At 63.4% G+C, this 25,500-nt stretch carries 26 protein-coding genes and 1 tRNA gene; 6 read left to right on the forward strand and 21 right to left on the reverse strand.

The annotated features are described in order from the left end of the window. Positions 1 to 39 precede the first annotated feature (39 nt). Positions 40 to 1,530: an MDR family MFS transporter gene (locus tag ACQ4N9_RS07850; protein WP_390967783.1), complete on the forward strand. Its 1,491-nt coding sequence runs from the start codon at positions 40 to 42 to the stop codon at positions 1,528 to 1,530. Positions 1,531 to 1,665: 135 nt separating this feature from the next. On the opposite strand, the gene uvrB is transcribed toward ACQ4N9_RS07850, so the two are convergent. After that, positions 1,666 to 3,681, reverse strand: a complete 2,016-nt coding sequence (uvrB, locus tag ACQ4N9_RS07855; RefSeq protein ID WP_390967771.1) for an excinuclease ABC subunit UvrB — start codon at positions 3,679 to 3,681, stop codon at positions 1,666 to 1,668. 289 nt (positions 3,682 to 3,970) lie between these two features. Here uvrB and ACQ4N9_RS07860 point away from each other — a divergent pair, with 289 nt between their 5' ends. From ACQ4N9_RS07860 to ACQ4N9_RS07870, 3 genes are all read left to right on the forward strand, one after another. Beyond that, positions 3,971 to 5,167: an amino acid aminotransferase gene (locus ACQ4N9_RS07860; RefSeq protein ID WP_390967770.1), complete on the forward strand. Its 1,197-nt coding sequence runs from the start codon at positions 3,971 to 3,973 to the stop codon at positions 5,165 to 5,167. Between the two features lie 61 nt (positions 5,168 to 5,228). Next, positions 5,229 to 5,304 (forward strand) — tRNA-Asn (locus tag ACQ4N9_RS07865). A 266-nt stretch (positions 5,305 to 5,570) separates the two neighbouring features. Next, the gene (locus tag ACQ4N9_RS07870; RefSeq protein ID WP_390967769.1) at positions 5,571 to 6,827 is read left to right on the forward strand and encodes a nucleoside deaminase; all 1,257 of its coding nucleotides are present in this window, start codon (positions 5,571 to 5,573) and stop codon (positions 6,825 to 6,827) included. A 22-nt stretch (positions 6,828 to 6,849) separates the two neighbouring features. Here the strand turns inward: ACQ4N9_RS07870 and ACQ4N9_RS07875 are convergent, their stop codons facing one another. The 5 genes from ACQ4N9_RS07875 to ACQ4N9_RS07895 all read right to left on the reverse strand — a co-directional run bounded on the left by ACQ4N9_RS07875 (position 6,850) and on the right by ACQ4N9_RS07895 (position 10,348). After that, positions 6,850 to 7,272, reverse strand: coding sequence for a cupin domain-containing protein (locus ACQ4N9_RS07875; protein ID WP_390967768.1), 423 nt, complete (start codon positions 7,270 to 7,272; stop codon positions 6,850 to 6,852). 98 nt (positions 7,273 to 7,370) lie between these two features. Continuing rightward, on the reverse strand, positions 7,371 to 7,931 hold the full coding sequence (locus ACQ4N9_RS07880; protein ID WP_390967767.1) for a DUF1285 domain-containing protein: 561 nt from the start codon (positions 7,929 to 7,931) through the stop codon (positions 7,371 to 7,373). A gap of 11 nt (positions 7,932 to 7,942) precedes the next feature. Next, positions 7,943 to 8,548, reverse strand: coding sequence for a DUF4823 domain-containing protein (locus ACQ4N9_RS07885; RefSeq protein ID WP_390967766.1), 606 nt, complete (start codon positions 8,546 to 8,548; stop codon positions 7,943 to 7,945). A 66-nt stretch (positions 8,549 to 8,614) separates the two neighbouring features. Beyond that, complete coding sequence (locus ACQ4N9_RS07890; RefSeq protein WP_390967765.1) at positions 8,615 to 9,583, reverse strand: GTP 3',8-cyclase MoaA; 969 nt, start codon at positions 9,581 to 9,583, stop codon at positions 8,615 to 8,617. 129 nt (positions 9,584 to 9,712) lie between these two features. Next, complete coding sequence (locus ACQ4N9_RS07895; protein ID WP_110995672.1) at positions 9,713 to 10,348, reverse strand: TetR/AcrR family transcriptional regulator; 636 nt, start codon at positions 10,346 to 10,348, stop codon at positions 9,713 to 9,715. A 73-nt stretch (positions 10,349 to 10,421) separates the two neighbouring features. On the opposite strand from ACQ4N9_RS07895, the gene ACQ4N9_RS07900 reads away from it, so the two are divergent. Beyond that, complete coding sequence (locus ACQ4N9_RS07900; protein WP_390967764.1) at positions 10,422 to 11,555, forward strand: aminotransferase class V-fold PLP-dependent enzyme; 1,134 nt, start codon at positions 10,422 to 10,424, stop codon at positions 11,553 to 11,555. 238 nt (positions 11,556 to 11,793) lie between these two features. On the opposite strand, the gene ACQ4N9_RS07905 is transcribed toward ACQ4N9_RS07900, so the two are convergent. The 12 genes from ACQ4N9_RS07905 to ACQ4N9_RS07960 all read right to left on the reverse strand — a co-directional run bounded on the left by ACQ4N9_RS07905 (position 11,794) and on the right by ACQ4N9_RS07960 (position 21,695). Further along, on the reverse strand, positions 11,794 to 12,576 hold the full coding sequence (locus ACQ4N9_RS07905) for a TatD family hydrolase (RefSeq protein WP_110995674.1): 783 nt from the start codon (positions 12,574 to 12,576) through the stop codon (positions 11,794 to 11,796). Between the two features lie 30 nt (positions 12,577 to 12,606). Then, positions 12,607 to 13,593 carry a DNA polymerase III subunit delta' gene (locus tag ACQ4N9_RS07910; protein ID WP_390967763.1) on the reverse strand — a complete coding sequence of 329 codons (987 nt, stop codon included), beginning with the start codon at positions 13,591 to 13,593 and terminating at the stop codon, positions 12,607 to 12,609. Next, complete coding sequence (tmk, locus tag ACQ4N9_RS07915) at positions 13,586 to 14,218, reverse strand: dTMP kinase (RefSeq protein WP_125857902.1); 633 nt, start codon at positions 14,216 to 14,218, stop codon at positions 13,586 to 13,588. The genes ACQ4N9_RS07910 and tmk overlap by 8 nt, the downstream gene beginning before the upstream one ends. Positions 14,219 to 14,227: 9 nt before the next feature. After that, positions 14,228 to 15,397, reverse strand: coding sequence for an endolytic transglycosylase MltG (gene mltG / locus ACQ4N9_RS07920; protein ID WP_390967762.1), 1,170 nt, complete (start codon positions 15,395 to 15,397; stop codon positions 14,228 to 14,230). Between the two features lie 3 nt (positions 15,398 to 15,400). Further along, complete coding sequence (gene pabC, locus ACQ4N9_RS07925; RefSeq protein WP_390967761.1) at positions 15,401 to 16,216, reverse strand: aminodeoxychorismate lyase; 816 nt, start codon at positions 16,214 to 16,216, stop codon at positions 15,401 to 15,403. Then, positions 16,216 to 17,460: a beta-ketoacyl-ACP synthase II gene (gene fabF, locus ACQ4N9_RS07930; protein WP_110995679.1), complete on the reverse strand. Its 1,245-nt coding sequence runs from the start codon at positions 17,458 to 17,460 to the stop codon at positions 16,216 to 16,218. The genes pabC and fabF overlap by 1 nt, the downstream gene beginning before the upstream one ends. 174 nt (positions 17,461 to 17,634) lie before the next feature. Continuing rightward, positions 17,635 to 17,871, reverse strand: coding sequence for an acyl carrier protein (acpP, locus tag ACQ4N9_RS07935; RefSeq protein ID WP_010223225.1), 237 nt, complete (start codon positions 17,869 to 17,871; stop codon positions 17,635 to 17,637). Positions 17,872 to 18,075: 204 nt separating this feature from the next. Next, positions 18,076 to 18,816 carry a 3-oxoacyl-ACP reductase FabG gene (gene fabG / locus ACQ4N9_RS07940; protein ID WP_390967760.1) on the reverse strand — a complete coding sequence of 247 codons (741 nt, stop codon included), beginning with the start codon at positions 18,814 to 18,816 and terminating at the stop codon, positions 18,076 to 18,078. Between the two features lie 16 nt (positions 18,817 to 18,832). Next, a complete protein-coding gene (gene fabD, locus ACQ4N9_RS07945) occupies positions 18,833 to 19,771 on the reverse strand; it encodes an ACP S-malonyltransferase (RefSeq protein ID WP_125857897.1) in 939 nt (312 codons plus the stop codon). 186 nt (positions 19,772 to 19,957) lie between these two features. Next, positions 19,958 to 20,968 (reverse strand): phosphate acyltransferase PlsX, encoded by a 1,011-nt coding sequence (gene plsX / locus ACQ4N9_RS07950; protein ID WP_125463228.1) that lies wholly within the window; start codon positions 20,966 to 20,968, stop codon positions 19,958 to 19,960. Between the two features lie 3 nt (positions 20,969 to 20,971). After that, a complete protein-coding gene (gene rpmF / locus ACQ4N9_RS07955) occupies positions 20,972 to 21,154 on the reverse strand; it encodes a 50S ribosomal protein L32 (protein ID WP_008096416.1) in 183 nt (60 codons plus the stop codon). 13 nt (positions 21,155 to 21,167) lie between these two features. Further along, positions 21,168 to 21,695, reverse strand: a complete 528-nt coding sequence (locus tag ACQ4N9_RS07960) for a YceD family protein (protein ID WP_110995683.1) — start codon at positions 21,693 to 21,695, stop codon at positions 21,168 to 21,170. A gap of 95 nt (positions 21,696 to 21,790) precedes the next feature. On the opposite strand from ACQ4N9_RS07960, the gene ACQ4N9_RS07965 reads away from it, so the two are divergent. Next, positions 21,791 to 22,369 carry a Maf family protein gene (locus tag ACQ4N9_RS07965; RefSeq protein WP_390967759.1) on the forward strand — a complete coding sequence of 193 codons (579 nt, stop codon included), beginning with the start codon at positions 21,791 to 21,793 and terminating at the stop codon, positions 22,367 to 22,369. An 85-nt stretch (positions 22,370 to 22,454) separates the two neighbouring features. Here ACQ4N9_RS07965 and sppA read toward each other — a convergent pair whose 3' ends face one another. Genes sppA through rluC form a run of 3 tightly spaced genes read right to left on the reverse strand, consistent with a single transcriptional unit; the run spans position 22,455 to position 25,081 of the window. Then, on the reverse strand, positions 22,455 to 23,438 hold the full coding sequence (gene sppA, locus ACQ4N9_RS07970; RefSeq protein ID WP_125857894.1) for a signal peptide peptidase SppA: 984 nt from the start codon (positions 23,436 to 23,438) through the stop codon (positions 22,455 to 22,457). Between the two features lie 2 nt (positions 23,439 to 23,440). Next, the gene (locus tag ACQ4N9_RS07975) at positions 23,441 to 24,121 is read right to left on the reverse strand and encodes an HAD family hydrolase (protein WP_390967758.1); all 681 of its coding nucleotides are present in this window, start codon (positions 24,119 to 24,121) and stop codon (positions 23,441 to 23,443) included. A 3-nt stretch (positions 24,122 to 24,124) separates the two neighbouring features. Continuing rightward, positions 24,125 to 25,081 carry a 23S rRNA pseudouridine(955/2504/2580) synthase RluC gene (gene rluC / locus ACQ4N9_RS07980; protein ID WP_390967757.1) on the reverse strand — a complete coding sequence of 319 codons (957 nt, stop codon included), beginning with the start codon at positions 25,079 to 25,081 and terminating at the stop codon, positions 24,125 to 24,127. Between the last annotated feature and the right edge of the window lie 419 nt (positions 25,082 to 25,500).

The following is a 25,500-nucleotide window of genomic DNA, read 5'->3' on the forward strand; positions in this document are numbered from 1 at the left end:
CGGCCCAGCGCAGAGCCCACCCGGCGCGACTGGATCGCGGTGATGAGCGTGATGCTCGGCGCCTTCATGGCAGTGCTGGACATCCAGATCACCAACTCTTCACTCAAGGACATCCAGGGCGCGCTGTCAGCCACCCTTGAGGAAGGTTCGTGGATTTCCACCTCCTACCTGGTGGCCGAGATCATCATGATCCCGCTGACCGCCTGGCTGGTGCAGCTGCTGTCGGCCCGGCGCCTGGCAGTGTGGGTGTCGCTGGGCTTCCTGGCTTCGTCGCTGCTGTGCTCGATGGCCTGGAACCTGGAAAGCATGATCGTGTTCCGTGCCCTGCAGGGCTTCACCGGCGGCGCACTGATCCCGCTGGCGTTCACCCTGACGTTGATCAAGCTGCCGGAGCACCACCGCGCCAAGGGCATGGCCATGTTCGCCATGACCGCCACCTTCGCCCCGTCGATCGGCCCGACCCTGGGTGGCTGGCTGACCGAAAACTGGGGCTGGGAATACATCTTCTACATCAACATCCCGCCAGGGCTGCTGATGATTGCCGGGCTGATGTACGGGCTGGAAAAGAAAGAAGCCCACTGGGAGCTGCTGAAAAGCACCGACTACGCCGGCATCGTGAGCCTCGGCCTGGGCCTGGGCTGCCTGCAGGTGTTCCTTGAAGAAGGCCACCGCAAGGACTGGCTGGAATCCAGCCTGATCGTCGGCCTGGGCAGTGTCGCCCTGGTCAGCCTGATCCTGTTCGTGATCCTGCAGCTGTCCCGCCCGCACCCGCTGATCAACCTGCGCATCCTCGGCAACCGCAACTTCGGTTTATCCAGCATCGCCAGCCTGGGCATGGGTGTGGGGCTGTACGGTTCGATCTACCTGCTGCCGCTGTATCTGGCCCAGATCCAGGGCTACAACGCCCTGCAGATCGGCGAGGTGATCATGTGGATGGGGGTGCCGCAGCTGTTCCTGATTCCACTGGTGCCGCTGCTGATGAAGGTGATCTCGCCCAAGCTGCTGTGCGCCTTGGGCTTTTGCCTGTTTGGCGTGGCCAGTTTCAGTTCGGGGGTGCTCAACCCGGACTTCGCCGGGCCGCAGTTCAACCAGATCCAGGTGATCCGCGCCCTTGGCCAGCCGATGATCATGGTGACCATCTCACTGATCGCCACGGCCTACATCCAACCCCAGGATGCGGGGTCGGCGTCGAGCCTGTTCAACATCCTGCGCAACCTCGGCGGCGCAATTGGCATCGCCTTGCTCGCGACCTTGCTGGATGCGCGGGCCAAGGTGTACTTCGACTACCTGCGTGAAGCACTGGTGCCGAGCAACCCGCAAGTGGCCGAGCGCCTGGCGCAACTCACCGAGCGGTTGGGCAGCGACACCGCGGCGCTGGGCAAGCTCAGTGAGATCACCCACCAGCAGGCGATGATCATGGCCTACAACGATGCGTTCCACTTCGTCGGGATCGGGCTGGCGGTGAGCATGCTGGCGGTGTTGTTGACGCGCAAGTTGCCGCAGGGGTTGAAGGCAGGGGAAGCGCACTGACGGACGCCAGACATGGGTAATGCGCTGGCTTCTTCGCGGGTAAACCCGCTCCCACACACCTTGCACATAACCTGTGGGAGCGGCGGTTCGGCGCCCCGATTTACCCGCGAAGAGGCCAACACCGATACCGGCTGCTCAACTGGCGATCAGGCGCTCGCGCAGCTTGCCTATCTCGTCGCGCAACTGCGCGGCGGCCTCGAACTCCAGGTCGCGGGCGAACTGGAACATCTTCTCTTCCAACTGCTTGATACGCTTGGTGATCTCGGCCGGAGTCTGCAACTCGACTTCGTAACGCCCGGCCTCCTCCGCCGCCTTGGCCATGCCCTTGCGCTTCTTGCTGCGCGCACCGGGCACGGTGGCACCTTCCATGATGTCGGTGATGTCCTTGACCACCCCCTTGGGCACGATGCCGTTGGCGGCGTTGAACGCCACCTGCTTGTCCCGGCGCCGCTCGGTCTCGTCGATGGCGCGCTGCATCGAGCCTGTGATGTTGTCGGCGTAGAGGATTGCCTTGCCGTTGAGGTTGCGCGCCGCACGGCCAATGGTCTGGATCAGCGAGCGCTCGGAACGCAGGAAACCTTCCTTGTCGGCATCGAGAATGGCCACCAGCGACACTTCCGGCATGTCCAGGCCTTCGCGCAGCAGGTTGATGCCCACCAATACGTCGAAGGTGCCCAGGCGCAGGTCGCGGATGATCTCCACCCGCTCGACGGTGTCGATGTCCGAGTGCAGGTAGCGCACCCGCACATCGTGATCGGCCAGGTAGTCGGTGAGGTCTTCGGCCATGCGCTTGGTCAGGGTGGTGGCCAGCACCCGCTCGCCCAGGGCGACGCGCTTGCCGATCTCCGACAGCAGGTCGTCGACCTGGGTTAGCGCAGGGCGCACTTCGACCTGCGGGTCGACCAGGCCGGTGGGGCGCACCACCTGCTCGACCACGCGCCCGGCGTGCTCGGCTTCGTAAGGGCCGGGCGTTGCGGACACGAAGATGGTCTGCGGGCTGACCGCCTCCCACTCGTCGAAGCGCATGGGGCGGTTGTCCAATGCCGATGGCATGCGGAAGCCGTACTCCACCAGCGTTTCCTTGCGCGACCGGTCGCCTTTGTACATGGCGCCGACCTGGGGTACGGAAACGTGGGATTCGTCGATCACCAGCAATGCATCCGCCGGCAGGTAGTCGTACAGCGTGGGTGGCGGCGCGCCGGCCGGGCGCCCGGAAAGATAGCGCGAGTAGTTTTCGATGCCGTTGCAGTAGCCCAGTTCGAGGATCATCTCCAGGTCGAAGCGGGTGCGCTGCTCCAGGCGCTGGGCCTCGACCAGCTTGTTGTGCTTGTGCAGGTACTCCAGGCGCTCCTTGAGCTCTTCCTTGATGCCCTCCACCGCTTCGAGCAGCGTTTCGCGCGGCGTGACGTAGTGCGACTTGGGGTAGAAGGTGAAGCGCGGCAGCTTGCGGATCACCTCGCCGGTCAGCGGGTCGAAGGCGGCGATGTTCTCCACCTCGTCATCGAACAGTTCGATGCGGATGGCCTCCAGGTCCGATTCGGCCGGGAACACGTCGATCACATCGCCGCGCACACGGAAGGTGGCGCGGGCGAAGTCCATCTCGTTGCGGGTGTACTGCAGCTCGGTCAGGCGGCGCAGCAACGCACGCTGGTCGAGCTGGTCGCCACGGTCGACGTGCAGGACCATCTTCAGGTACGCCTCGGGGCTGCCCAGGCCATAGATGCACGACACGGTGGTGACGATGATCGCGTCGCGCCGCTCGAGCAACGCCTTGGTCGCCGACAGGCGCATCTGCTCGATATGGTCGTTGATCGAGGCGTCCTTCTCGATGAAGGTGTCCGACGACGGCACGTAGGCTTCGGGCTGGTAGTAGTCGTAGTAGGAGACGAAGTACTCGACCGCGTTGTTCGGGAAGAACGCCTTGAACTCGCCGTAAAGCTGCGCCGCCAGGGTCTTGTTCGGCGCCAGCACCAAGGTCGGACGCTGCACCTGCTGGATCACGTTGGCGATGCTGAAAGTCTTGCCCGAGCCGGTCACGCCCAGCAGCGTCTGGTGCGAAAGCCCGGCCTCGATGCCCTCGACCATCTGGCGGATGGCCTCGGGCTGGTCGCCGGCCGGCTGGAATCGGGTGACGAGCTGGAACTCGGACATGACGGACCTCGTGAATGTCGCGGCAACTGTAAATTTAGCCAGTAGTCTATACGCAAATGCGCCCGCCGGGCGCGGCTTTCAAGCCTGGCCCGGCAGCACCTATGGCAATGGACCGGGCAATTCGACCAATGGTCGAAAAATATTTGCGCAAACAGCCGGAAAAGCTGCGCCAGACTGTCGCAGTGACCGGGCGGTATCACTATACTGACTCCCCGTTTGTGCACCGCTTCAGTGCATTCGGCTGGAGCGTGGCAACCCCTATCACTCTCCTATCCGAGCCAAGGTAACAATGAGCCTGTTTTCCGCTGTCGAGCTGGCACCCCGCGACCCTATCCTGGGCCTCAACGAAGCATTCAACGCCGACCCACGTACCGACAAGGTCAACCTGGGCGTAGGCGTCTACTGCAATGAGGAAGGCCGCATTCCGCTGCTGCGCGCAGTGATCGAAGCAGAGACCCAGCGTGCCGCCCAGCACGCTTCCCGCGGTTACCTGCCGATCGATGGCATCGCGCAGTACGACCAGGCCGTGCAAAAGCTGATTTTCGGTGCCCAATCGCCACTGCTGGCCGCCGGCCGTGTAGTGACCGTGCAGGCTGTCGGTGGTACCGGCGCGCTCAAGATCGGTGCCGACTTCCTCAAGCGCCTGGCGCCGGGCGCCGTGGTTGCCATCAGCGACCCGAGCTGGGAAAACCACCGCGCTCTGTTCGAAACCGCAGGTTTCCCGGTCAAGAACTACCGTTACTACGACGCCGCCAGCCATGACGTCAATCGTGCCGGCATGCTCGAAGACCTGAACAACCTGCCCTCCGGCTCGATCATCGTGCTGCACGCCTGCTGCCACAACCCGACCGGCGTCGACCTGTCGCTGGACGACTGGAAGAACGTGCTGGAAGTGGTCAAGGCCAAAGGCCACGTGCCGTTCCTCGACATGGCCTACCAGGGCTTTGGTGACGGCATCGCCGAAGACGCCTTCGCCGTGCGCCTGTTCGCCGAGTCGGGCCTGGAGTTCTTCGTGTCCAGCTCGTTCTCCAAGTCGTTCTCGCTGTACGGCGAGCGCGTCGGCGCGCTGTCGATCGTCACCGCCTCGAAAGACGAGAGCACCCGCGTGCTGTCGCAGGTCAAACGGGTGATCCGCACCACCTACTCCAACCCGCCGACCCACGGCGCGACCATCGTCGCCACCGTGCTGAACAGCCCCGAGCTGTGCCAGATGTGGGAAGCCGAACTGGCCGAGATGCGCACCCGCATCCATGGCATGCGCAAGCAGATGGTCGAGCTGCTGGCCGAATACGGTGCCAAGCGCGACTTCAGCTTCGTTGGTCGCCAGGCTGGCATGTTCTCCTACTCCGGCCTGACCGTGGAGCAAGTGGCACGCCTGAAGAACGAGTTCGGCATCTATGCCCTGGACACCGGCCGCATCGCTGTTGCTGCCCTGAACCAGAGCAACATCCACGTGGTCACCAAGGCCATCGTAGAAGTACTGTAACTCCTTGATTGCCAAGGGGAAGCTTGACTTCCCCCTGGCAGTCGGTAAGATACGCCGAAATTCCGCGATAGCTCAGTCGGTAGAGCAAATGACTGTTAATCATTGGGTCCCTGGTTCGAGTCCAGGTCGCGGAGCCAAACAGCGTTGCAGAGATTGCCTCCACAGTCTTTGAACACCCGAAGAACCCGCCTCCTGGCGGGTTTTTTCGTTTTGGCGTGTAGCTGCTTGCTACCGTGTGAATGCTCTCGATGGCCGGCCCAATTCAACTTGGCTGTGGCAACGCCTGCACTGCCTCGCCAGCCAGGCAGCCACTGCAGGTTCTTTTGCACACGCCCCTTGTTTTCCAATTGCCCTGAACTATCGTCTGCATGCGCATCCGGCGCCTCAACGACAGGGAGTCAAGATGGACACCAAGCAGACCGCCCAAAATGCCCAGCAAGCGGTGGAACTCGTTGCCAACCAGGCCATCCTGGCCAGCCAGCAAGGCACCTTCGCAGTTGGTGGCTGCATCATCGACAATGCCACCGGCAACGTGCTCGCCGCCCTGCACAACAATGTGCTGATGCCCTACCCCGGCAGTACCGTGCAACCGCCGTTCCTGCCCCACGACCCGACCGCCCACGGCGAACGACAGTTGGTGGACTGGTACTTCGCCAACCGCCAGCACCTGGGCCTGCCAGCGCCGGAAAAACTGACCGTGGTGACCACCCTCGACCCCTGCGCCATGTGCGCCGGCTCGCTGCTGACTGCCGGCTTCAACGTGGCGGTCAGCGCCATCGACACTTATGCGGGGATCAACTTCAACAGCCAGTTCGATTTCCCCAGCCTGCCACCCGCCGTGCGCCAGAAGGCGCAGGCCAGTTGGGGCTACTATGCGGTTGCCGCGCCGATCAACCGACCCTATCAGGGCGCAGGCAGCGGGCCGGTCTATGCCGGCTGCGGTATCGATGCCGCAGCCTTCAGCCTCACCGGTTCGATCTTCGACGCCAGCGTGTCCAGCGTGCGTGACGCCAGCAACAACAGTGGCCTGCCACCTGACCAACTGCGCAACCCAAGCTCGCTGCCCGCCGACAGCAAAGTCCGGCAAGCCCTGGCGGCCCTGAGCCCCTGGAGCCTCAGGGTCAGCAGCGCCAACCCGCGCATGCCAGGGCAGGAACTGGCCCGCCCACTGATCGAAACCGCCCGCCAGGCCGACACCATGAACGCCGTGGCCTTGCTCGACCCGTTCGGCAACCTGTTGGCCTGCCTGGGAGGCGTGGAGAAGCAGTCGCCAATCCGCACCGCGTTCATGGAGACCACGCGTGGCTATGCCGAACTGCGCTGGAAGCTGATGAACGACAACGACCCTGCGGTACGCGCCCAGGCGAAGCAATGCCTCACGCACCCCAAATACGGCACCTTCGTGTTCCTGTACATCCCTGACCCGGCGACCAGCCAGGCGGTGATGACCTTTGGCGCCTACGGTTCAACCATGGAAGGGCCGGTACCGCAGTCATTCCCTTCCAACTTGCAATATGTGCTACTGCCTGCCGGCGTCAGTGCCCAGGCCGTGGCGCAACTGGCGCAGAACCTGCCGCCCTTCTATACCCAGAGCGTCCAGGTGGCACCCAGCCAAGTGCTGGACACAACCCTGATCAGCGCCGTGCAACGCGAACTGTAGCCACGATGCCCTGACGGGCGGCTCATTGGGACAGGGGTTCGGTCACTGGCCGCCCCTCGTCCACCAGGCTCCACACCAGCAGCTTGGCCGGCGCGGTCTTGCTGGCGTTGCTCGATACGCTGTGCACGGTGCCCGGCGCTTCGTACCAGAACTCGCCGGCCTTGTAGGTTTTCTGCGGCTCGTCGTTGAGCTTCGAGACGACCGCACCTTCCAATACATAAGCCATGACCGCGCCTGGGTGCTGATGGGCGGGCGATGCCTGGCCCGGTGCGTAGCTGACGGTGAGCATCACCGCTTTCTTGCCCGGGGCATTGCTGGGCAGCTGCTCCTGGAGAACCTTCACCTGATCGGGATGCTGCGCGTCGCCATGCGCCCAGGCAGGCACGTTGGCGCCCAACACGCCGAAGGCGACAAACACGCTGAGGGAAAGACGGGGAATACTCATGACGGGGATCTCCTGATTGGCTGTGGCCCTCAGGTTATGCCCCGCCCGATATAGGGGAAACGGCCAATTCGCGGAAAAAGCGGGAGGCCGATCTTCGCTCAGGCGTCGCGCCCGATCGGATAGAACTGGCCATGGCTCCAAACCCCGAGCCACTGCTCACCCTCGATGATCTGCGGCACCGCCAACTCCACCAACTGGTAGAACACGTTGCGGTGAATCAGCGCCTCGAGGTTGCCACGCATGAGCACATAGGGCGCAGGCTCCTGGGTGACTGGGTCGATCACTACCCGCAGCGGGTTGGCCGGGCCGGCTTCGACCTGATCGTCGACGTTGCTGGTGAAGCGCAGCACTTGCTGCTCGCCACTCCCCTGCACATCCAGCAGCACCGCAACGAAGGGCGCGTCATCAACGCGAATACCGACTTTTTCCACCGGCGTGACCAGGAAGTAGTCGTCGCCATCGCGGCGGATAATGGTGGAAAACAGCCGGACCATCGGTTTGCGCCCGATCGGCGTACCCAGGTAGTACCAGGTGCCGTCACGGGCGATGCGCATGTCGATGTCGCCACAGAAATCCGGGTTCCACAGATGCACCGGTGGCAGGCCCTTGTGTGCGGGGATCTGCGCCAGCAGATCGTTGGCTTTGCCGGTGTCGGTCATATCACGCTCGCTTACTTGCTCATGCCCAAGAGGCTACGAGCGTACTCGCGCATGGGCGCGGCAAGCAAATCCTGGGGGCTGTTGTCATGGAACGTCAACAAACCGCCACGACTCTTGATGCGGGCGGTGTCGATCAGGTAGCGGGTGCTGGTCTCGATCAGCATCATCTGCACCACGCCAGTGTCCCAGCCCAGGCGGTCGACGGCCTGTTCGTCATACCATTCATCGCCATTGCCGATACGGTCGTCGGTGCGGGCGAAGCGGGTGTACAGCACGTAGTCGGCGCCGATCGAACGGGCTTCGGCGATCGCGTCTTCCAGGCCGAGCGGGCCCTGGGCGCGGCGCACCAGCGGGAAGTACTCGATGAAACTCTTGAAGGCTTCCTCGGCCACGGCGTTCTGGCGCGGCTGCGGCCCCTTGCCCGGCGGCATGAACGCGCCCTGACCAATGAAGATGAACGAATCGGGCTGCAAGCGGATGGACAGGGTACGGGTGGTGTTGCTGTGATCCAGCAGGCCCACGTCGCTCATCTGGTAACGGACCTCTTCCCCCATGTCGCTGACTTTCATGCAACCGCCCAACGCCATCAGCGCCAGCAGCAAGACCAGGCTACGCATCTTTCCTCCAAAGGCCGGTGACGAAAAACCGGCGAATAGCCGCCAGATGCAGCTTTTGCGCCAGAGTCAGCCGCCGATCACCTTCATCACCATCACATCGCCGGAGAACGCCAGGCCCTGCTTGTCCGCCAGCGCCTTCACCAGCAACCGCTGCAACGCCGGCAGCGCCTGGTGGCGCGGCTTGTCCAGCAGGTCGCCGACAAAGTGACGGTTGCCTGAAGAGAGGCAACCATGCAGCCAGCCAGTGGACGACAAGCGCAGCCGCGAGCAGGCGCGACAGAAGGGTACGCTCTCGTTGGCGATCACCCCGAAGTGCCCTTTGCCGGGTATGCGATAACGCAGCGCGGTAGCATCCACCGGGCGCTGCGCCTGCTCGAACTCATGGGCTTCGCCGATCAGCGCGAGCAATTGCTCCAGCCCCACGAACTGCTGCCCGAAGGCATTGCTGTCGCGGGCCAGGTGGCCCATGCGCATCAGCTCGATGAAGCGCAGCTCGTAACCCTTGTGCAGACAGTAGTCGAGCAGCGGCAGTACCTGATCGAGGTTTTGCCCACGCATGGGCACCATGTTGACTTTGATCGCCATGCCAGCAGCGCTGGCCTGGGCCATGCCGTCTAGCACGCTGGCCAGGTCGCCGCCACGGGCGATGCGGCGAAACGCCAGGGGGTCGAGGGTATCGAGCGAGACATTCAGCCTGCGGATGCCGGCAGCACGCAGCAGCGGCAGTTTGCGGGCAAGCAGTTGGCCATTAGTGGTGAGGCTGATGTCTTCCAGGCCGAGCCCGGCCACCGCCGTCAGGAAGCCCTCGAGCCGCGGGCTGATCAGCGGCTCGCCGCCGGTGATGCGCAAGCGCTCGACACCTGCGGCCTCGACCAGGTAGGCCACGCCGCGCCCCAGCGCCTCGGCCCCCAGTTCGTCCTGCGCCGCCACCAGGCGCTTGCCATCGGGCACGCAGTAGGTGCAGGCGTAGTTGCAGGCAGCAGTCAGGCTGACGCGCAGGTTGCGAAAGCGCCTGCCTTGACGATCGACGATCATGGGTGACTCCGGCATGGAAGAATCGGACCGGCGAAACCTGACTCATAAATCAGGTTTTTGCAAGTCTTCCTGTCGAAGGCTGAATCACGCGATGCTCACCGAGGGCCGGCAAGCACCGCCCGGGCCGCTTCAGTTCGCGGTTTCTGGGTCGCGCTTGCGCTTGTTGCCCATGCGCACGCCGATGTCCATGAGGAACTGGAAGAAGCCTTCCTGATCTTCCAGCACGTTGCTCCAGAACGGCGAGTGGTACAGCGCCACCGCACCGTGGACCAGCGCCCACGCCGCGCAATAGTGGAAGTACGGCGGCACATCCTCGAGCTTTCCTTCGCTGATGCGGCCCTTGATCAGCTGCGTCAGGCGGTCGAAGTTGGAGGCACGGATGCTGTGCAACTGCTCGACCATTTCCGGCACCTGGTTGCCCTTGACCACCTTTTCTTCCAGGCGGTCGAACAGCCGGTAGCGCTGCGGGTCACGCATGCGGAACTCGAAGTAGGCGCGCGACAGCGCCTCTTTGTCACGGTCGACGTCAGCGGAATGCAGCAGCTCGTTCAGGTCACGCTCATAGTCGAGCATCAGGCGCAGGTAGATCTCCGCCTTGGACTTGAAGTGCTTGTAGATCGTGCCTTTGCCGATGCCGACGGCGTCGGCGATCATCTCGACGGTGACACTGTCTTCACCCTGTTCGAGAAACAGCTTGAGCGCCGTATCGAGGATTTCCTGCTCGCGGCGGCGAAATTCACGGACCTTACGAGGTTCTTTGTGCATAGGTAGGACTAGGATGACAATCGAAGCGGATTATTATGCCTAACTGGCGGTAAATTGCACGGATCTTCCAAGCATGTCTGTGTTTCTTGATGAGTTCGAGCAGGCTCCGGGCCTGTGCTACCTGAACCATGCGGCCATCGCTCCGTGGCCGCGCCGGGCCACTGATGCCGTGGCGCGCTTCGCCCGTGACAACCTGCAGCGGGGCGCCAGCGACTACCCGGCCTGGCTGGCCACCGAGCGGCGCCTGCGCGAACGCCTGGCGCGCCTGCTCAACGCGCCGTCCACCGGCGACATCGCCTTGCTGGGCAATACCTCGCAAGCCTTGTCATTGGTGGCCTTCGGCCTCGACTGGCAACGCGGCGACAAGGTGATCATCAGCGACGAAGAGTTCCCCTCCAATCGCGTGGTCTGGCAGGCACTGGCGGATCAAGGCGTTGATGTGATCGAGACCAGCCTGGCCGGGGATGACCCAGAAGCCGCACTGCTTAAGGCCTGTGGCCCGCGCGCCCGGCTGCTGGCGATCAGTGCCGTGCAGTTCGCCAGCGGCCTGCGCCTGGACCTTGCCCGCCTGGGCCAGGGCTGTCGCGAACGGGGCGTGCTGTTCTGCGTCGATGCCATCCAGCAGATTGGCGCCCTGCCCTTCGACGTGCAGCACTACCAGTGCGATTTCGCCATGGCCGACGGCCACAAGTGGATGCTCGGCCCCGAGGGTCTGGGGGTGTTCTACTGCCGCGGCGCCCTGCGCAGCCAGTTGAAACTGCACGCCTACGGCTGGCACATGCTCGAACAGCTGGGCGATTTCGAGCGCCGCAGCTGGCAACCGGCACGCAGCGCCCGACGTTTCGAGCCGGGCAGCCCGAACATGCTCGGCGCCTACGCGCTGGAGGCCAGCCTGTCCTTGCTGGAAGATGTCGGCATACACGTGGTTGCAGAGCAACTCGGGCAGCGCGTCGAGCAACTGCATCAGGGGCTGATGGCGATCCCGGGCGTGCAGTTGCACAGCCCGGCAGACCCAAGGCGCCGCGCAGGCATCGTCAATTTCACTGTGGCGGGCCGCGCCAATGCCGACATTTATCGGTCGCTAAGCAGCCAGCAAGTGATCTGCGCCCTGCGCGGGCCCGGCGTGCGTTTTTCCCCACACTTCTATACCGATGAGCGCCTGATCGACGAAGCACTGCGGTTGGTCAGGCAAATCGCCATGCACTGATCGCCCAAGGGAGCGCCGACGTATTCCAAATCTGTTTAAAAAACGATCAGCGAGCGCTGGCAGGGCGCCAATCCTGGCCAATACTTGAAGTGTTGGCGCGGCGCATCCCCCCCAAGTGGCGCGCCGATAAAGGTGCCCAGGGACCGCGTACCTTTGTTTTACTCCTAATGGTCTTAACCCGGATTCCCCCCCCAGAACCCGGGTTTTTTTTGCCCGGGCGCCAGCGGCGAACTGCGGATCAGGCCACCCGTGCCAGCGGGAACAGGCGCTTGAAGTTGGCGGTGGTCTGCTCGGCCAGCTGCTCATAGCTGGCCCCGCGCAGCGAGGCGACATATTCGGCAACTTCGCGCACGTACTGCGGCAAGTTCGGCTTGCCGCGATGCGGGATCGGCGCCAGGTACGGCGAATCGGTCTCCACCAGCAGGCGATCGACCGGCACCTGCCGGGCCACCTCGCGCAGAGCGTCGGCGTTGCGGAATGTCACGATGCCGGACAACGAGATGTAATAACCCAGGTCCAGCGCAGCCTTGGCCATCGGCCAATCTTCGGTGAAGCAGTGCAGCACCCCAGCCTGGGGCAGGTTGGCTTCACGCAGCAGCGCCAGGGTGTCCTCGCGGGCCGCACGGGTGTGCACGATCACCGGCTTGCCGGTCTGCCGCGAGGCTTCCAGGTGCAGGCGGAAGGAGGCCTGCTGCAGCTCGGCGGCTTCGGGCTCGTAGTGGTAATCCAGGCCGGTCTCGCCAATGGCCACCACATGCGGATGGGCCAGCTCGCGCAGCAGCCACTCCAGGGCCGGGGTTTCACCCGGCGCCAGGTCCAGCGGGTGCACCCCCACCGAGCAATCGACGTCGGCGTACTGCTCGCTGAGCGCCTTGACCGCGCCGGCGTTCTCGGCGCTGACGCCGATGCACAGGAAATGCCCGACGCCGCGCTCACGCGCGGCCTGCAGGGCGGCATCGAGGGAACCCTGATGGGCGCTGAGGTCAAGACGGTCGAGGTGGCAATGGGAATCTACGAGCATGGGAACACACACATGAATGAACGATGGAGATCAGCGCATGCCCGGCAGCTGCACCCAATGGGCGAGCAAGGCTTCGAGCAGCAGCACACGGTTGAGGTTGGCCTTGCCCAGCACTTTCTGGCGCTGCTCGAGGATCCACTCCTGGACCTCCAGCACCTTGGCCTGGCGGCTCTTCTGCGCCAGGTACTGCAGCACCTTGCGCATGTCGGCCAGGCCTAGCCCGTCCTCATCCTGAGTCAGCTGATAGCGCAGGATCAGGTGCGACCAGTCGCAGAACCAGTCGAACAACAACAGCAATGGCACGTTGTTCCAGGCTTCGGCCAGCTGGCTGGGCGACTGCTGCTGCTTGAGCAGCTTCTTCACGCCCTCGGTGACCAGCGCGCGCTGCTCGCGCACACCCTTCGCCTGCAGGCTGACAGCCATCAGCGGCGAGCCGGCGGCCAGAGTCAGCAGCTCCTCGCGCTCCTCTTCGCCGCTATCGGCAAGGGCATCGGCCAGCCACGCACGGCTCTGGGCCAGGCTCGGCTGCGGGCAGGTGACCTGCTGGCAACGGCTCTTGATGGTGGGCAGCAAGCGGCTGGGCTGGTGGCTGACCAACAGCAGCACGGTATCGCCGGAAGGCTCCTCAAGGCTCTTGAGCAAGGCATTGGACGCGTTGACGTTCATCGCCTCCACCGGCTCGATCAGCACCACCTTGCGCCCGCCCTGCTGGGCCGTCTGCACGATGAACGACACCAGTTCGCGAACCTGGTCGACCTTGATCGGCTTGTCGGCCTCTTCTGGCTCCAGCACGAAGTTGTCCGGATGGCTGCCGGCCTTGAGCAGCAGGCACGCCTTGCACTGCCCGCAGGCATCCAGCCCCTGAGGCGCCTGGCACAGCAGCCGCGCCATCAGCCGCTCGGCCAGAGCACGCTTGCCGATACCCTGGGACCCATGCAGCAGGTAGGCGTGGGCATGCTGGCTGCGCCCGGCCAGTTGCTGCCAGAGCGCCTGCTGCCAGGGGTAGGCTTCAGCCACGGCAACGCTCCACAAGGCCCGGCAGCAGCGCATCGATCGCCCGTTGCACCGCATCCAGCGGCTGAGCGGCATCCAGCAGGCTGTAGCGTTGCGGCTGCTGGGCGGCGCGTTGCAGGTAGGCCTGGCGCACCGCCTCGAAGAAGGCCTGGCCCTCCTGCTCGAAGCGGTCCAGCCGGCCACGGGCAGCAGCACGGGCCAGGCCGACCTCGACGGGCAGGTCGAAGACCAGGGTCAGGTCCGGGCGCAGTTCGCCCTGGACGAAGGATTCAAGGATGGCGATGCGCTCCACCGACAGGCCACGGCCACCGCCCTGGTAGGCGTAGGTAGCATCGGTGAAGCGATCGCAGAGCACCACGGCGCCACGCGCCAGGGCCGGGCGGATCACTTCTGCCAGGTGCTGGGCACGGGCAGCGAACATCAGCAGCAACTCGGTATCGGCCGCCATGGGTTCGTCGCTGGGCGCCAGCAGCAGCTCGCGGATGCGCTCGGCCAGTGGCGTGCCACCGGGTTCGCGGGTCATCACCACATCGACACCCTGCTCACGCAGGCGCGCCGCCAGGTAGTCGCGGTTGGTGCTCTTGCCCGCGCCTTCGGGGCCTTCCAGGGTGATAAACAAACCGCTCACGGGTGTTCCTTACTGTTTTTCGGGTACCGGCGCCTCGGCCGGTACGGATTCATCGGTAGGCGCGCCAGCGTCACTTTCAGGCGGGGCTGCCTCGGCAGGCGTCTCCTGGTCGGGCATCGGCTGCTCGCCTGCTCCCGGCTGCGCCGCAGGTGCGGGGCTGGAGCGATAGTCTGCCCGCCGCTTGAGCTGGAACTCACGCACAGCGCTGTTGTGGTCATCCAGGTCATCGGAGAACACATGGCTGCCATCGCCACGGGCGACGAAATACAGGCTGCTGCCATCGCTGGGGTTGAGCGCGGCATGGATCGCTTCGCGGCCGACCATGGCGATTGGCGTCGGCGGCAGGCCGCTGATGGTGTAGGTGTTGTAGGGCGTCGGCTCACGCAGGTCGGCCCGGGTGATCTTGCCGTTGTAGCGCTCGCCCATGCCGTAGATCACGGTCGGATCGGTCTGCAGCATCATCCCCAGGCGCAGCCGGCGCACGAACACACCGGCGATCTGGTTGCGTTCCTGCGGGATGCCGGTTTCCTTCTCCACCAGCGAGGCCATGATCAGCGCCTGGTAAGGGTCGCGATACGGCAAGCCGGTGCTGCGCTCGGCCCACTCCTTGGCCAGCACTTCGTCCAGGCGCATGTAGGCCTGCTGCAACAGTTCGACATCGCTCATGCCGCGCACGAAGCGGTAGGTATCAGGGAAGAAACGGCCCTCGGGGAACACGCCGGTGTGACCGAGCTTGTCCATCACCTGCGCGTCGCTCAGGTCATCGAGGGTGTGCTTGATCTTGTCGTGCCTGGCCACTGCCGCACGCACCTGGCGGAAGGTCCAGCCCTCGACCAGGGTGAGGTTGTACTGCACCACATCGCCGCGCTGCCAGGCATCGAACAACTGCCCCACGGTCATGCCGGGGGTCAGGCGGTATTCACCGGTATGCAGCGGGGTGCCCGCCATGTTGAAGCGCCAGTAAAGGCGCAGCCACAGCGCATCGTCGAGCAGCCCCTCGCCTTCCATGCGGTAGAACATGCGATTGGGCGTGGTGCCGCCGGGCACATCGAGCAGGCGCTCCTGCGCCACTTGCAGGGGCTGCTCCAGGACCGAGTTGACCTTCCAGGCAGCCCAGCCCAATGCCAGGCCGGCGAGGATCAAACCCATTTCCAGCAGCAGCAGGAATTTGCGTCTCACGAATCAGGTATCCAGTAACGTACGGGCAACGGCCTGCAGTTTAAGGGTGAGCGGGCCTGCCGGCCAGTTCAGTGCAGCGAATTCACGTACGGGCCAGATACCGTAGACACTGTTGCAGACAAACACTTCGTCGGCCTGCTGCAGGTCCTCCAGTGTCAGGTCACGCACCTCGACGGCAAGACCCGACAACGACGCCTGCTCGAGCAATGCGCCACGCATCACGCCAGCCACGCCACAACGGCTCAGGTCGGCGGTCAGCAGCACCTCGCCACGCACCAGGAACAGGTTGCTGTACACCCCTTCGATCACTCGCCCTTGGCTGTCGCGCATCAAGCCTTCGGCATACGCACTGTCCTGCCATTCGGCACGGGCCAGCACCTGCTCCAGGCGGTTGAGGTGTTTGAGTCCGGCCAGCAGCGGTTGTTCCGCCAGCCGTGTCTGACAGGGGAACAGGCGCACCCCCAGCTCGGCGTGTTGTGCAGGATAGACGGGCAAGGGGCTGCCCTGAAGAATACGCCGCGCCTGGGCGCCGGGCGCCGGGGCATAACCGCGCTGGCTGTCGCCGCGGGTCAGGATCAGCTTGGCGACGCCCTCCCCCAGCAACTGAGCGAATTGCAACAGCTCATTGCGAACCAGCACCAGATCAACGTCGATCGCCAGGCGCTGGCAACCCAGTGCCAGGCGGTCGAGATGCCGGGTTAGCAGGCTGGGCTTGCCGCCACGCACGGCAATGGTCTCGAACAGACCATCACCGTAGGCCAGGCCGCGATTCTGCAAATTGACCGCAGTCGCGTCCTGGCCATCGATCCAGCAGTGCATCAGTCGGCGAACCGGCGGAACACCAGCGAACCATTGGTCCCGCCGAAGCCGAACGAGTTGGACAGCACCACGTCGATAGGCATGCTGCGCGCCTGGTGCGGTACGAAGTCCAGGTCGCAACCTTCGTCCGGCTCGTCCAGGTTGATGGTCGGCGGCGCCATCTGGCTGTTGATCGCCAGCACGCTGAAGATCGCTTCCACCGCGCCAGCGGCACCCAGCAGGTGGCCGGTCATCGACTTGGTCGAGCTGACTGCCAGCTTGTAAGCATGCTCGCCGAACACGCGCTTGATCGCCGCCACTTCGGCGATATCGCCAGCTGGGGTCGAAGTGCCGTGGGCATTGATGTAGCTGACCGCTTGCGGCTCGATACCGGCATCGCGCAGGGCGTTGGCCATGCAGCGCGCAGCACCTTCACCCGAGTCGGGTGGCGAGGTCATGTGGTAGGCGTCGCCGCTCATGCCAAAACCGACCAGCTCGGCATAAATGGTCGCGCCACGCGCCTTGGCGTGCTCCAGCTCTTCGAGCACCAGGGCACCGGCACCGTCGGACAGCACGAAACCATCACGGCCCTTGTCCCACGGACGGCTGGCGCGGGTCGGTTCGTCGTTGCGGGTCGACAGCGCGCGCGAGGCCCCGAAGCCACCCATGCCCAGGCCACAGGCGGCCATTTCGGCACCGCCGGCAATCATCACGTCCGCTTCACCGTAGGCGATATTGCGCGCGGCCATGCCGATGCAATGGGTACCCGTGGTGCAGGCGGTGGCGATCGCGTAGTTCGGCCCCTGCAGGCCCAGGTGGATCGACAGGAAGCCCGAGATCATGTTGATGATCGAGCCCGGCACGAAGAACGGCGAAATGCGGCGCGGGCCCTGCTCGTGCAGGGTCCGGCTGGTTTCTTCGATGTTGGTCAGGCCGCCGATCCCCGAGCCCATGGCCACGCCAATGCGCTCACGGTTGGCGTCGGTGACTTCCAAACCGGCATTGCGTACCGCCTGGAAACCGGCTGCCAGGCCGTATTGAATGAACAGGTCGAGTTTGCGAGCTTCCTTGGCCGACAGGTACTGCTCGACCTCGAAGCCCTTCACCGAGCCGCCAAAACGGGTGGAGTAGGCAGACAGATCCGTGTGTTCGATCGGACCAATGCCACTGCGGCCAGCCAGAATGCCCTGCCAGGTGCTCGGTACATCAGTACCCAGTGGCGACAGCATACCCATACCAGTGACCACGACGCGTCTACGCGACACAGTACTCTCCTTTTCCAATAACAGAGTTTCTTGCCATTGCATTCAAGGCAATGGAATGAAATGGCAACAAGCTCTAAAGGCTCGCAACACGACGCTGGTGCCTCGCAAAGAAAAAACCGCACGCCGGCGAAGGCAGTGCGGTTTTCCCCGACAAGAAGCGTCGACTACAGCGTCTTAGGCCTGGTGGCTGTTGACGTAGTCGATGGCAGCTTGAACGGTAGTGATCTTCTCGGCTTCTTCGTCAGGGATTTCGGTCTCGAATTCCTCTTCCAGAGCCATCACCAGCTCAACGGTGTCAAGCGAGTCGGCACCCAGGTCTTCAACGAAGGAAGATTCGTTTTTGACTTCTTCTTCCTTGACGCCCAGTTGCTCGGCGACGATTTTCTTGACGCGTTCTTCGATGGTGCTCATACCTAGTTTTCACTCCTAATGGACATATGTCAGGCAGCTGGCCGGTGACCAAGTTTATAGAAAGACGCCTGCTTTTCAAGCGGAACACGTCTTCAGCTAAGTCGCCCAACCCCCTGCCCGGAATCTGGTTGCAGCTTTATAACGGATTTTAAGCTCGGAGTATGACTCTTTTTTGAAGCAATCCGTCACATCGCATTGCGGTTTTTACATGTACATCCCGCCGTTCACCGGCACGGTGGCGCCAGTGACATAGGCGGCGCCATCGGAGGCCAGGAACGAAACCACTTTGGCGATTTCGTCGGCCTGGCCCAGGCGGCCCAGCGGAATCTCTTTCTGCAGGGCTTCGCGCTGCGCTTCCGGCAGCTCACGGGTCATATCGGTGTCGATGAAGCCCGGGGTGACCGAGTTGACGGTGATGCCACGCGAACCCACTTCACGGGCCAGCGCGCGGCTGAAGCCTTCCAGGCCAGCCTTGGCGGCCGCGTAGTTGGCCTGCCCTGCGTTACCCATGGCACCGACGACCGAGCCGATGCTGATGATACGACCCCAGCGGGCCTTGGTCATGCCGCGCAGCACGCCCTTGGACAGACGGTAGAGGCTGTTGAGGTTGGTGTCGATTACATCGAACCACTCGTCATCCTTCATGCGCAGCATGAGGTTGTCGCGGGTGATGCCAGCGTTGTTGACCAGGATGGTCGGGGCGCCGAACTGCTCACCGATGGCGCTCAGTACCGCATTCACGGACTCTGCGCTGGTCACGTTCAATTCCATGCCGGTACCGGCGACGCCGTGCTCTTTGAGCGTGGCGGCGATGCGCTCGGCACCGGAGGCCGAAGTGGCGGTGCCGATGACGATGGCGCCCTGGCGGCCAAGCTCAAGGGCGATGGCCTGGCCAATGCCACGGCTGGCGCCGGTAACCAGTGCAACTTTACCTTGCAGGCTCATGCAAGCGTCTCCAGATTCAGGCCAGCGCCGCACGGGTGGCGGCGACGGCGTCAGGGGTATTGAGGTTGTAAGTGGTTACGCCGTCGGCGCAACGCTTGTTCAGGCCAGCCAGCACCTTGCCCGGGCCGCACTCGACCAGGTTCACCGCGCCGCGCTCGGCCAGGGCCTGCACGCATTCGACCCAGCGCACAGGCTGGTACAGCTGTGCCAGCAGATCCTGCTTGAGCGCATCGAGGTCGGCAGCGATGGCGGCGGTGACGTTCTGCACCACCGGAATCTGCGGGGCCTTCCACTCGATGGCATTGACGAATTCGGCAAAGCGCTCGGCAGCGGGCTTCATCAGCGCGCAGTGCGACGGCACGCTGACCGCCAGCGGCAGGGCACGTTTGGCGCCGGCCTCTTTGCACAGCGCCATGGCGCGATCGACCGCAGCCTTGTTACCGGCAATCACCACCTGGCCCGGCGAGTTGAAGTTCACCGCACTGACCACTTCATCTTCAGCGGCCTTGGCGCAGAGCTCGACCACGACAGCATCGTCCAGGCCCAGGATGGCAGCCATGGCGCCATGGCCGGCCGGCACGGCTTCCTGCATCAGCTGGCCACGGCGCTCGACCAGGCGGACGGCGTCCTTGAGCGACAGGCTGCCGGCTGCGACCAGGGCACTGTACTCACCCAGGCTGTGACCGGAAACGAAGGCCGGGTGCGCGCCACCCTCTTCCAGCCACAGGCGCCACAGGGCGATGGAGGCGGTCAGAATGGCCGGCTGCGTCTTGTCGGTTTGATTGAGTTGTTCTTCCGGACCTTCCTGGACCAGTTTCCACAGGTCGTAGCCCAGAGCCTCGGAAGCTTCCTTGAAGGTTTCGACGATTACCGGCTTTTCAGCGCCGAGCTCGGCGAGCATGCCCAGCGATTGGGAACCTTGACCGGGAAAGACGAATGCGAGGGATGCAGACATTGAACAAGCCCTTATGATCTTGTCGTCGGATAGGGTGCGCCGGGCCACAGGCCGAGCGCGAAATCTGAAAGCTTGGATGGAACGGCGGACCAAGCGGTCACATTTAAGCACTTCATGGGCGATATGCCCAAAGTCTTTGTTTTTCCAGCACCCGCCTCATCGCAGAGCAAGCCCGCCCCACGACTCTCAGGGCAACAGGTCCTCGAGGCGCCCGTGCAGGCGCTGCGGCAGGTTCTCCTGAATCTCGATCAGCGCACGCTGGATGGCGCTCTGGAAACCCTGCACGCCCGCCGAGCCATGGCTCTTGATGACGATACCCTGGAGCCCGAGGAAGCTTGCGCCATTGTGTCGCGCCGGTGCCAGGTCGGCCTGCAGGCGCTTGAGCAATGGCATGGCCATGGCCCCGGCAGCCCGCGCCAGCACACCACCACGGAACAACGCCTCGATGCGCGCGGCGATCATGGTCGCCAGGCCTTCGCTGGACTTGAGCAGGATGTTGCCGACAAAACCGTCGCACACCACCACGTCCGCCTCGCCGCGGTACAGGCCGTCGCCCTCGACAAAACCGATGTAGTTCAGGCCACGCGCGTTCTGCAACAAGCTGGCGGCCAGCTTGACCTGCTGATTACCCTTGATGTCTTCGGTGCCGATATTGAGCAGCGCCACCCGCGGGCGATGAACCCCAAGCGCCTGGGCCGCCACCGAACCCATCACCGCAAACTGGTAGAGGTTTTCGGCACTGCAGTCGACATTGGCGCCCAGGTCGAGTAACTGGCAGTAGCCTGCCTGGGTCGGGATCGCCGCCACCATCGCCGGGCGATCGATACCGGGCAAGGTCTTGAGCACGAAACGCGACAACGCCATGAGCGCGCCGGTATTGCCGGCACTGACGCAGGCCTGAGCCTTGCCGTCCCGCACCAGTTCGAGGGCGATGCGCATCGACGAGTCGGGCTTGCCGCGCAACGCCTGCGACGGCCGCTCGTCCATGCCCACCACTTCACTGGCCGCAACAATCTGCAGGCGCGCGCGATCCGCAGCCGATTGGCCGCTGACAAGCTCTTCAAGAAGGGAGGGTTGACCGACGAGGGTCAGGTGCAGCGAGGGAGTAGCCGAAAGGCAGGCTAGGCTAGCCTGGACAATGCTGCGGGGACCGAAGTCCCCGCCCATTGCGTCGATCGCGATGATCTGAGCGGACAAGGATTACTCGTCAGCGCCCTTGTCGATCACTTTGCGACCACGGTATACGCCTTCTGGCGAAACGTGGTGACGCAGGTGTACTTCACCGGTGCTCTTCTCTACCGACAGGGCGTTTTCCGACAGGGCGTCGTGCGAACGGCGCATGTCACGGGCAGAGCGGGATTTTTTGTTCTGCTGAACAGCCATAATTGATTAACTCCTAAACGTTTGGGTCACGCTTTAACTGCGCCAATACACTGAACGGGTTGGACCGCGTTACCTCGTCCTTGCTCGGTTCGGGCTCATCTGCGCCCGCCGGCTGCTGGCATTCTTCCGGATGATGAGCAGGCACGATCGGCAGGGCAAGCAGCAGCTCTTCCTCGACCAGGGCCTGCAGATCCAAAGGATCTTCGCCCAGTTCCAGCACGTCATAGCCTTTCGGCAACGACTGGGTATTCGCACCCTCCTTCACCACGGCGTAAGTAGATTCGCTGTGGATTGGAAGGGTGACCAGCTCAAGACAACGCTGGCAAACCATTTTGACTTCGACATCCAGCTCGCTGTGGATAACCACAACTTTCTGTTCGTCTCGTTCAAAATCGAACTTCGCCTGCACCATACCGACAGTGTCGGAAAGCGGGTCGCAGAGTCTTTCCAAATCAGCGAGTTGCAGCGAACCACTAAGGGTTACGCCTCGATCGGCTAATTTGCGCGGGTCAACGTGAGGTGGAATCGGGTCATTCAACATAGGCGCAGCATTCTAGGGATGCACCCCCTCCCTGTCAAAGGAAATTCGGCACATCTCGCATGTTAGAATTCGGGGCAATTGACCAGGAGTCTATCATGCTTCCTCTGTTACTGGCTTCGAGCTCCCCCTACCGGCGCGAACTGCTCGCCCGCCTGCGCCTGCCCTTCAGCTGGGCAAGCCCCGATCTAGACGAGCAGCGGCTGACCGATGAGCCCGCCGTCGAACTGGTTCGCCGCCTGGCCCGACAAAAAGCCGAAGCGCTCGCGGGCCGCCACCCGGGACACCTGATCATCGGCTCCGACCAGGTGGCGGTGCTCGGCGAGCAGATTCTCGGCAAGCCTCACACCTTCGAACGCGCCTGCGAGCAACTGCTGGAAGCGAGCGGCCAGCCGGTCACCTTCCTCACCGGCCTGGCACTGCTCAACAGCGCCAGCGGCCAGTGCCAGGTCGATTGCGTGCCATTCACGGTGACCATGCGCGAACTGGATCGGGAGCGCGTGGAGCGTTACGTGCAGGCCGAGCAGCCGCTGGATTGCGCAGGCAGCTTCAAAGCGGAGGGGCTGGGGGTGAGCCTGTTCCAGAGCACCCATGGCTGCGATGCCACGAGCCTGATCGGGCTGCCGCTGATTCGCCTGGTGGATATGTTGCACAAGGAAGGCGTGCAAGTGCCCTGAAAACGCATCGCGGGGCAAGCCCGCTCCCACGAGCCAATTCGTGGGAGCGGGCTTGCCCCGCGATTAATGCCACGCCGACTTCAGATCAACGCAACGAAGGCCCCTGGAAGCCCATGTACATGGCCAACCGCTCGGCCACACTGGCACCGATACGCTTGGAGAAACGATCAAACGGCGACTCCTGCACGGTGAAATCCACCAGCTCCTTCTCACCGATGATCTCGCGAGCCACATAGCTGGCACTGCCCAACCCATCCACCAGCCCCAGCTCCTTTGCCTGCTCGCCGGACCAGATCAAACCACTGAACAACTCAGGATGATCCTTGTCCTTCAAGCGCTCGCCCCTTCCCTGCTTGACCATGGCGATGAACTGGCGATGCGTGGTATCCAGCACCCCCTGCCAGAACGCGGTCTCTTCCGGCTTCTGCGGCGAGAACGGGTCGAGGAAGGCCTTGTGCTCACCCGCGGTGTAGGTGCGACGCTCGACGCCCAGCTTGTCCATGGTGCCGACGAAGCCATAACCGGCGGCCGTCACGCCAATGGAGCCGACCAGGCTGGCCTTGTCGGCATAGATCTCATCGGCGGCACTGGCGATGTAATAAGCGCCGGAGGCACCCAGATCGGTAATCACCGCATACAGCTTGATGGCTGGGTATTCGGCGCGCAGGCGGCGAATTTCGTCATAGATATAGCCCGACTGCACCGGGCTGCCGCCCGGACTGTTGATACGCAGCACCACACCCTTGGTTTTCGAGTCCTTGAATGCTTCACGCAAGCTCTTGACGATATTGTCGGCGCCAGCCGGCTCCTGATCGGCGATCACCCCGCGCACTTCGACCAGCGCCGTGTGGCTGGCACTGCGTGACGCAGCCTTGTCCACGTCCATCAGCGGCGTGAACAGGACCAGCATGCCGAACAGGTAGACGAAGGTCAGCAACTTGAAAAAGATGCCCCAACGCCGCGCCCGACGCTGCTCCTGGACGCCCGCCAGCAGCGTCTTCTCCAGTAGTTTCCAGCTCTTGCGCTCTTCGTTGTCTTCGGACTCGGGTGCTTTCCACTCGTCAGCCATGCTCACCTACCCTGGAAATTGAGTTGCGCGCCACTCGCCAGCCATTCGCGCAATTGAGAGAAATGCTCGATGCACACTTGCGGCCCGAACTCGGCCAGGGCCTGCAGCGGCATCGCGCCATAACCGACCGCCACCGAGTGCATGCCCGCATTGCTAGCCATCTGCAGGTCGAATGCCGAATCGCCGACCATCAGCGCCCGCCCGCGTTCGACCCGGCAATGGGCAAGGATTTCTTCGAGCATCAACGGGTGCGGCTTGCCACGGGTCTCGTCGGCGCCGCGAGTGATATCGAAGTAGCCTTCCCAGCCATTGGCCTTGAGCACCCGATCCAGCCCGCGACGTGCCTTGCCGGTGGCCACCGCCAGGCGATAGCCCTCGGCACGGAAAGCCTCGAGGGATTCGACCACCCCCTCGAACAGCGGCGAAGGCTGCTGATCCAGCGCCGTGTAGACATCGGCGTAATGCTGACGGAAAGCCTGCACCTGCACGTTATCCAGGTGCGGGTACAGCGTGGCGATCGCCTCGTCCAATGCCAGGCCAATGATGCCCTTGATGGCCTCATCGCTGCTTGACGCCTCACCGGCGCGCCCGGCCGCCACATTCATGGCCTCGACGATACGCCCGATGGAGTCGGCCAAGGTGCCGTCCCAGTCGAAGATCAGCAGCTCGTAACGCTTGTTCATAGGTCAGGTCGCGCTCAGGCGCTCCACGGTCTTGGCCCACACTTCATCCACCGGCGCCTCGAGCTTGAGCTCGCCGCCATCAGGCAGCGGCACCGTGAGTTGATAGGCATGCAGGAACAAGCGCTTGCCGCCCAGCTCACGAATCTCGCGGCTGAAATCTTCATCACCGTATTTGCTGTCACCGGCGATCATGTGCCCGGCATGCAGGGCGTGCACACGAATCTGGTGGGTGCGCCCGGTAATCGGCCGGGCCTCGACGATGGTGGCGAACTCGCCGAAACGGCGCAGCACGCGGAACATCGTCAACGCCTCCTTGCCTTCGTCATTCACCTCGACCATGCGCTCGCCCGAGCGCAGATTGCTCTTGAGCAACGGCGCGTTGACCTGCTTCTTCGCGGTCGGCCAATGGCCGCGCACCAGCGCCATGTAGCGCTTGTCCACGCCATCGCCGCGCAGGGCGGCATGCAGGTGGCGCAGCATGCTGCGCTTCTTGGCGATCATCAGCAGGCCGGAAGTGTCGCGATCCAGGCGATGCACCAGCTCCAGCTCCTTGGCATCAGGGCGCAACTGACGCAGCGCCTCGATCACCCCGAAACTCAAACCACTGCCGCCATGCACAGCGATGCCGGATGGCTTGTTCATCACGATCAGCGCCTTGTCTTCGTAGACGATGGCGGCTTCCAGGCGCTGCAGCAGCCCTTGGGCCACAGGCGCTGGCTCATCACGCTCAGGCAGGCGCACAGGCGGCACGCGGACGATATCGCCAGCCTGCAGCTTGTATTCAGGTTTGATCCGCCCTTTGTTGACCCGCACCTCACCCTTGCGCAGGATGCGGTAGACCAAGGTTTTGGGCACGCCCTTGAGGGCCGTGATGAGGAAGTTGTCGATGCGTTGGCCGGCAAGCTCCGGCGCGACTTCGATCAGCTGTACGCCGGAAGTCGGAGGGGTATTGGTCGTCATGGCGGGATCATAACAATTTTTTATGGAATTGAAGCACTTAATCATAACTGCTATAGTCGCGAACGCCGCCAAAAGCGGCAGGCCAGTGATACCAGGCTCTACGCCGGTTCCTGACCTTCGCAATTCTCCAGGACGCGAGGCCGTCCTACGGGGTTTTCGCCAGTTTAAACAAATGCCTGGAATCGCCACCAGCGCTGTGTAGAGAAGACCGAAGAAAAACGACAAGCGCGGTGTTCCACCTGCTTACCGAACCTTTTTTCGCCGCACCTCTGCCCGCCAGTCGCTTCCACGTAACGCCCGGCGAATGCTTCGGAAATACCTGCCTTGGACATAAATGGCGCCAGCGCGGTACCCGCGCTGACGAAAAATGCAACCCGTTGCGGATTCAGCGCGCGGCAGCACCCGAATTATCAGGGATA

Source organism: Pseudomonas sp. ES1, assembly GCF_050586605.1.
GTDB lineage: Bacteria > Pseudomonadota > Gammaproteobacteria > Pseudomonadales > Pseudomonadaceae > Aquipseudomonas > Aquipseudomonas sichuanensis.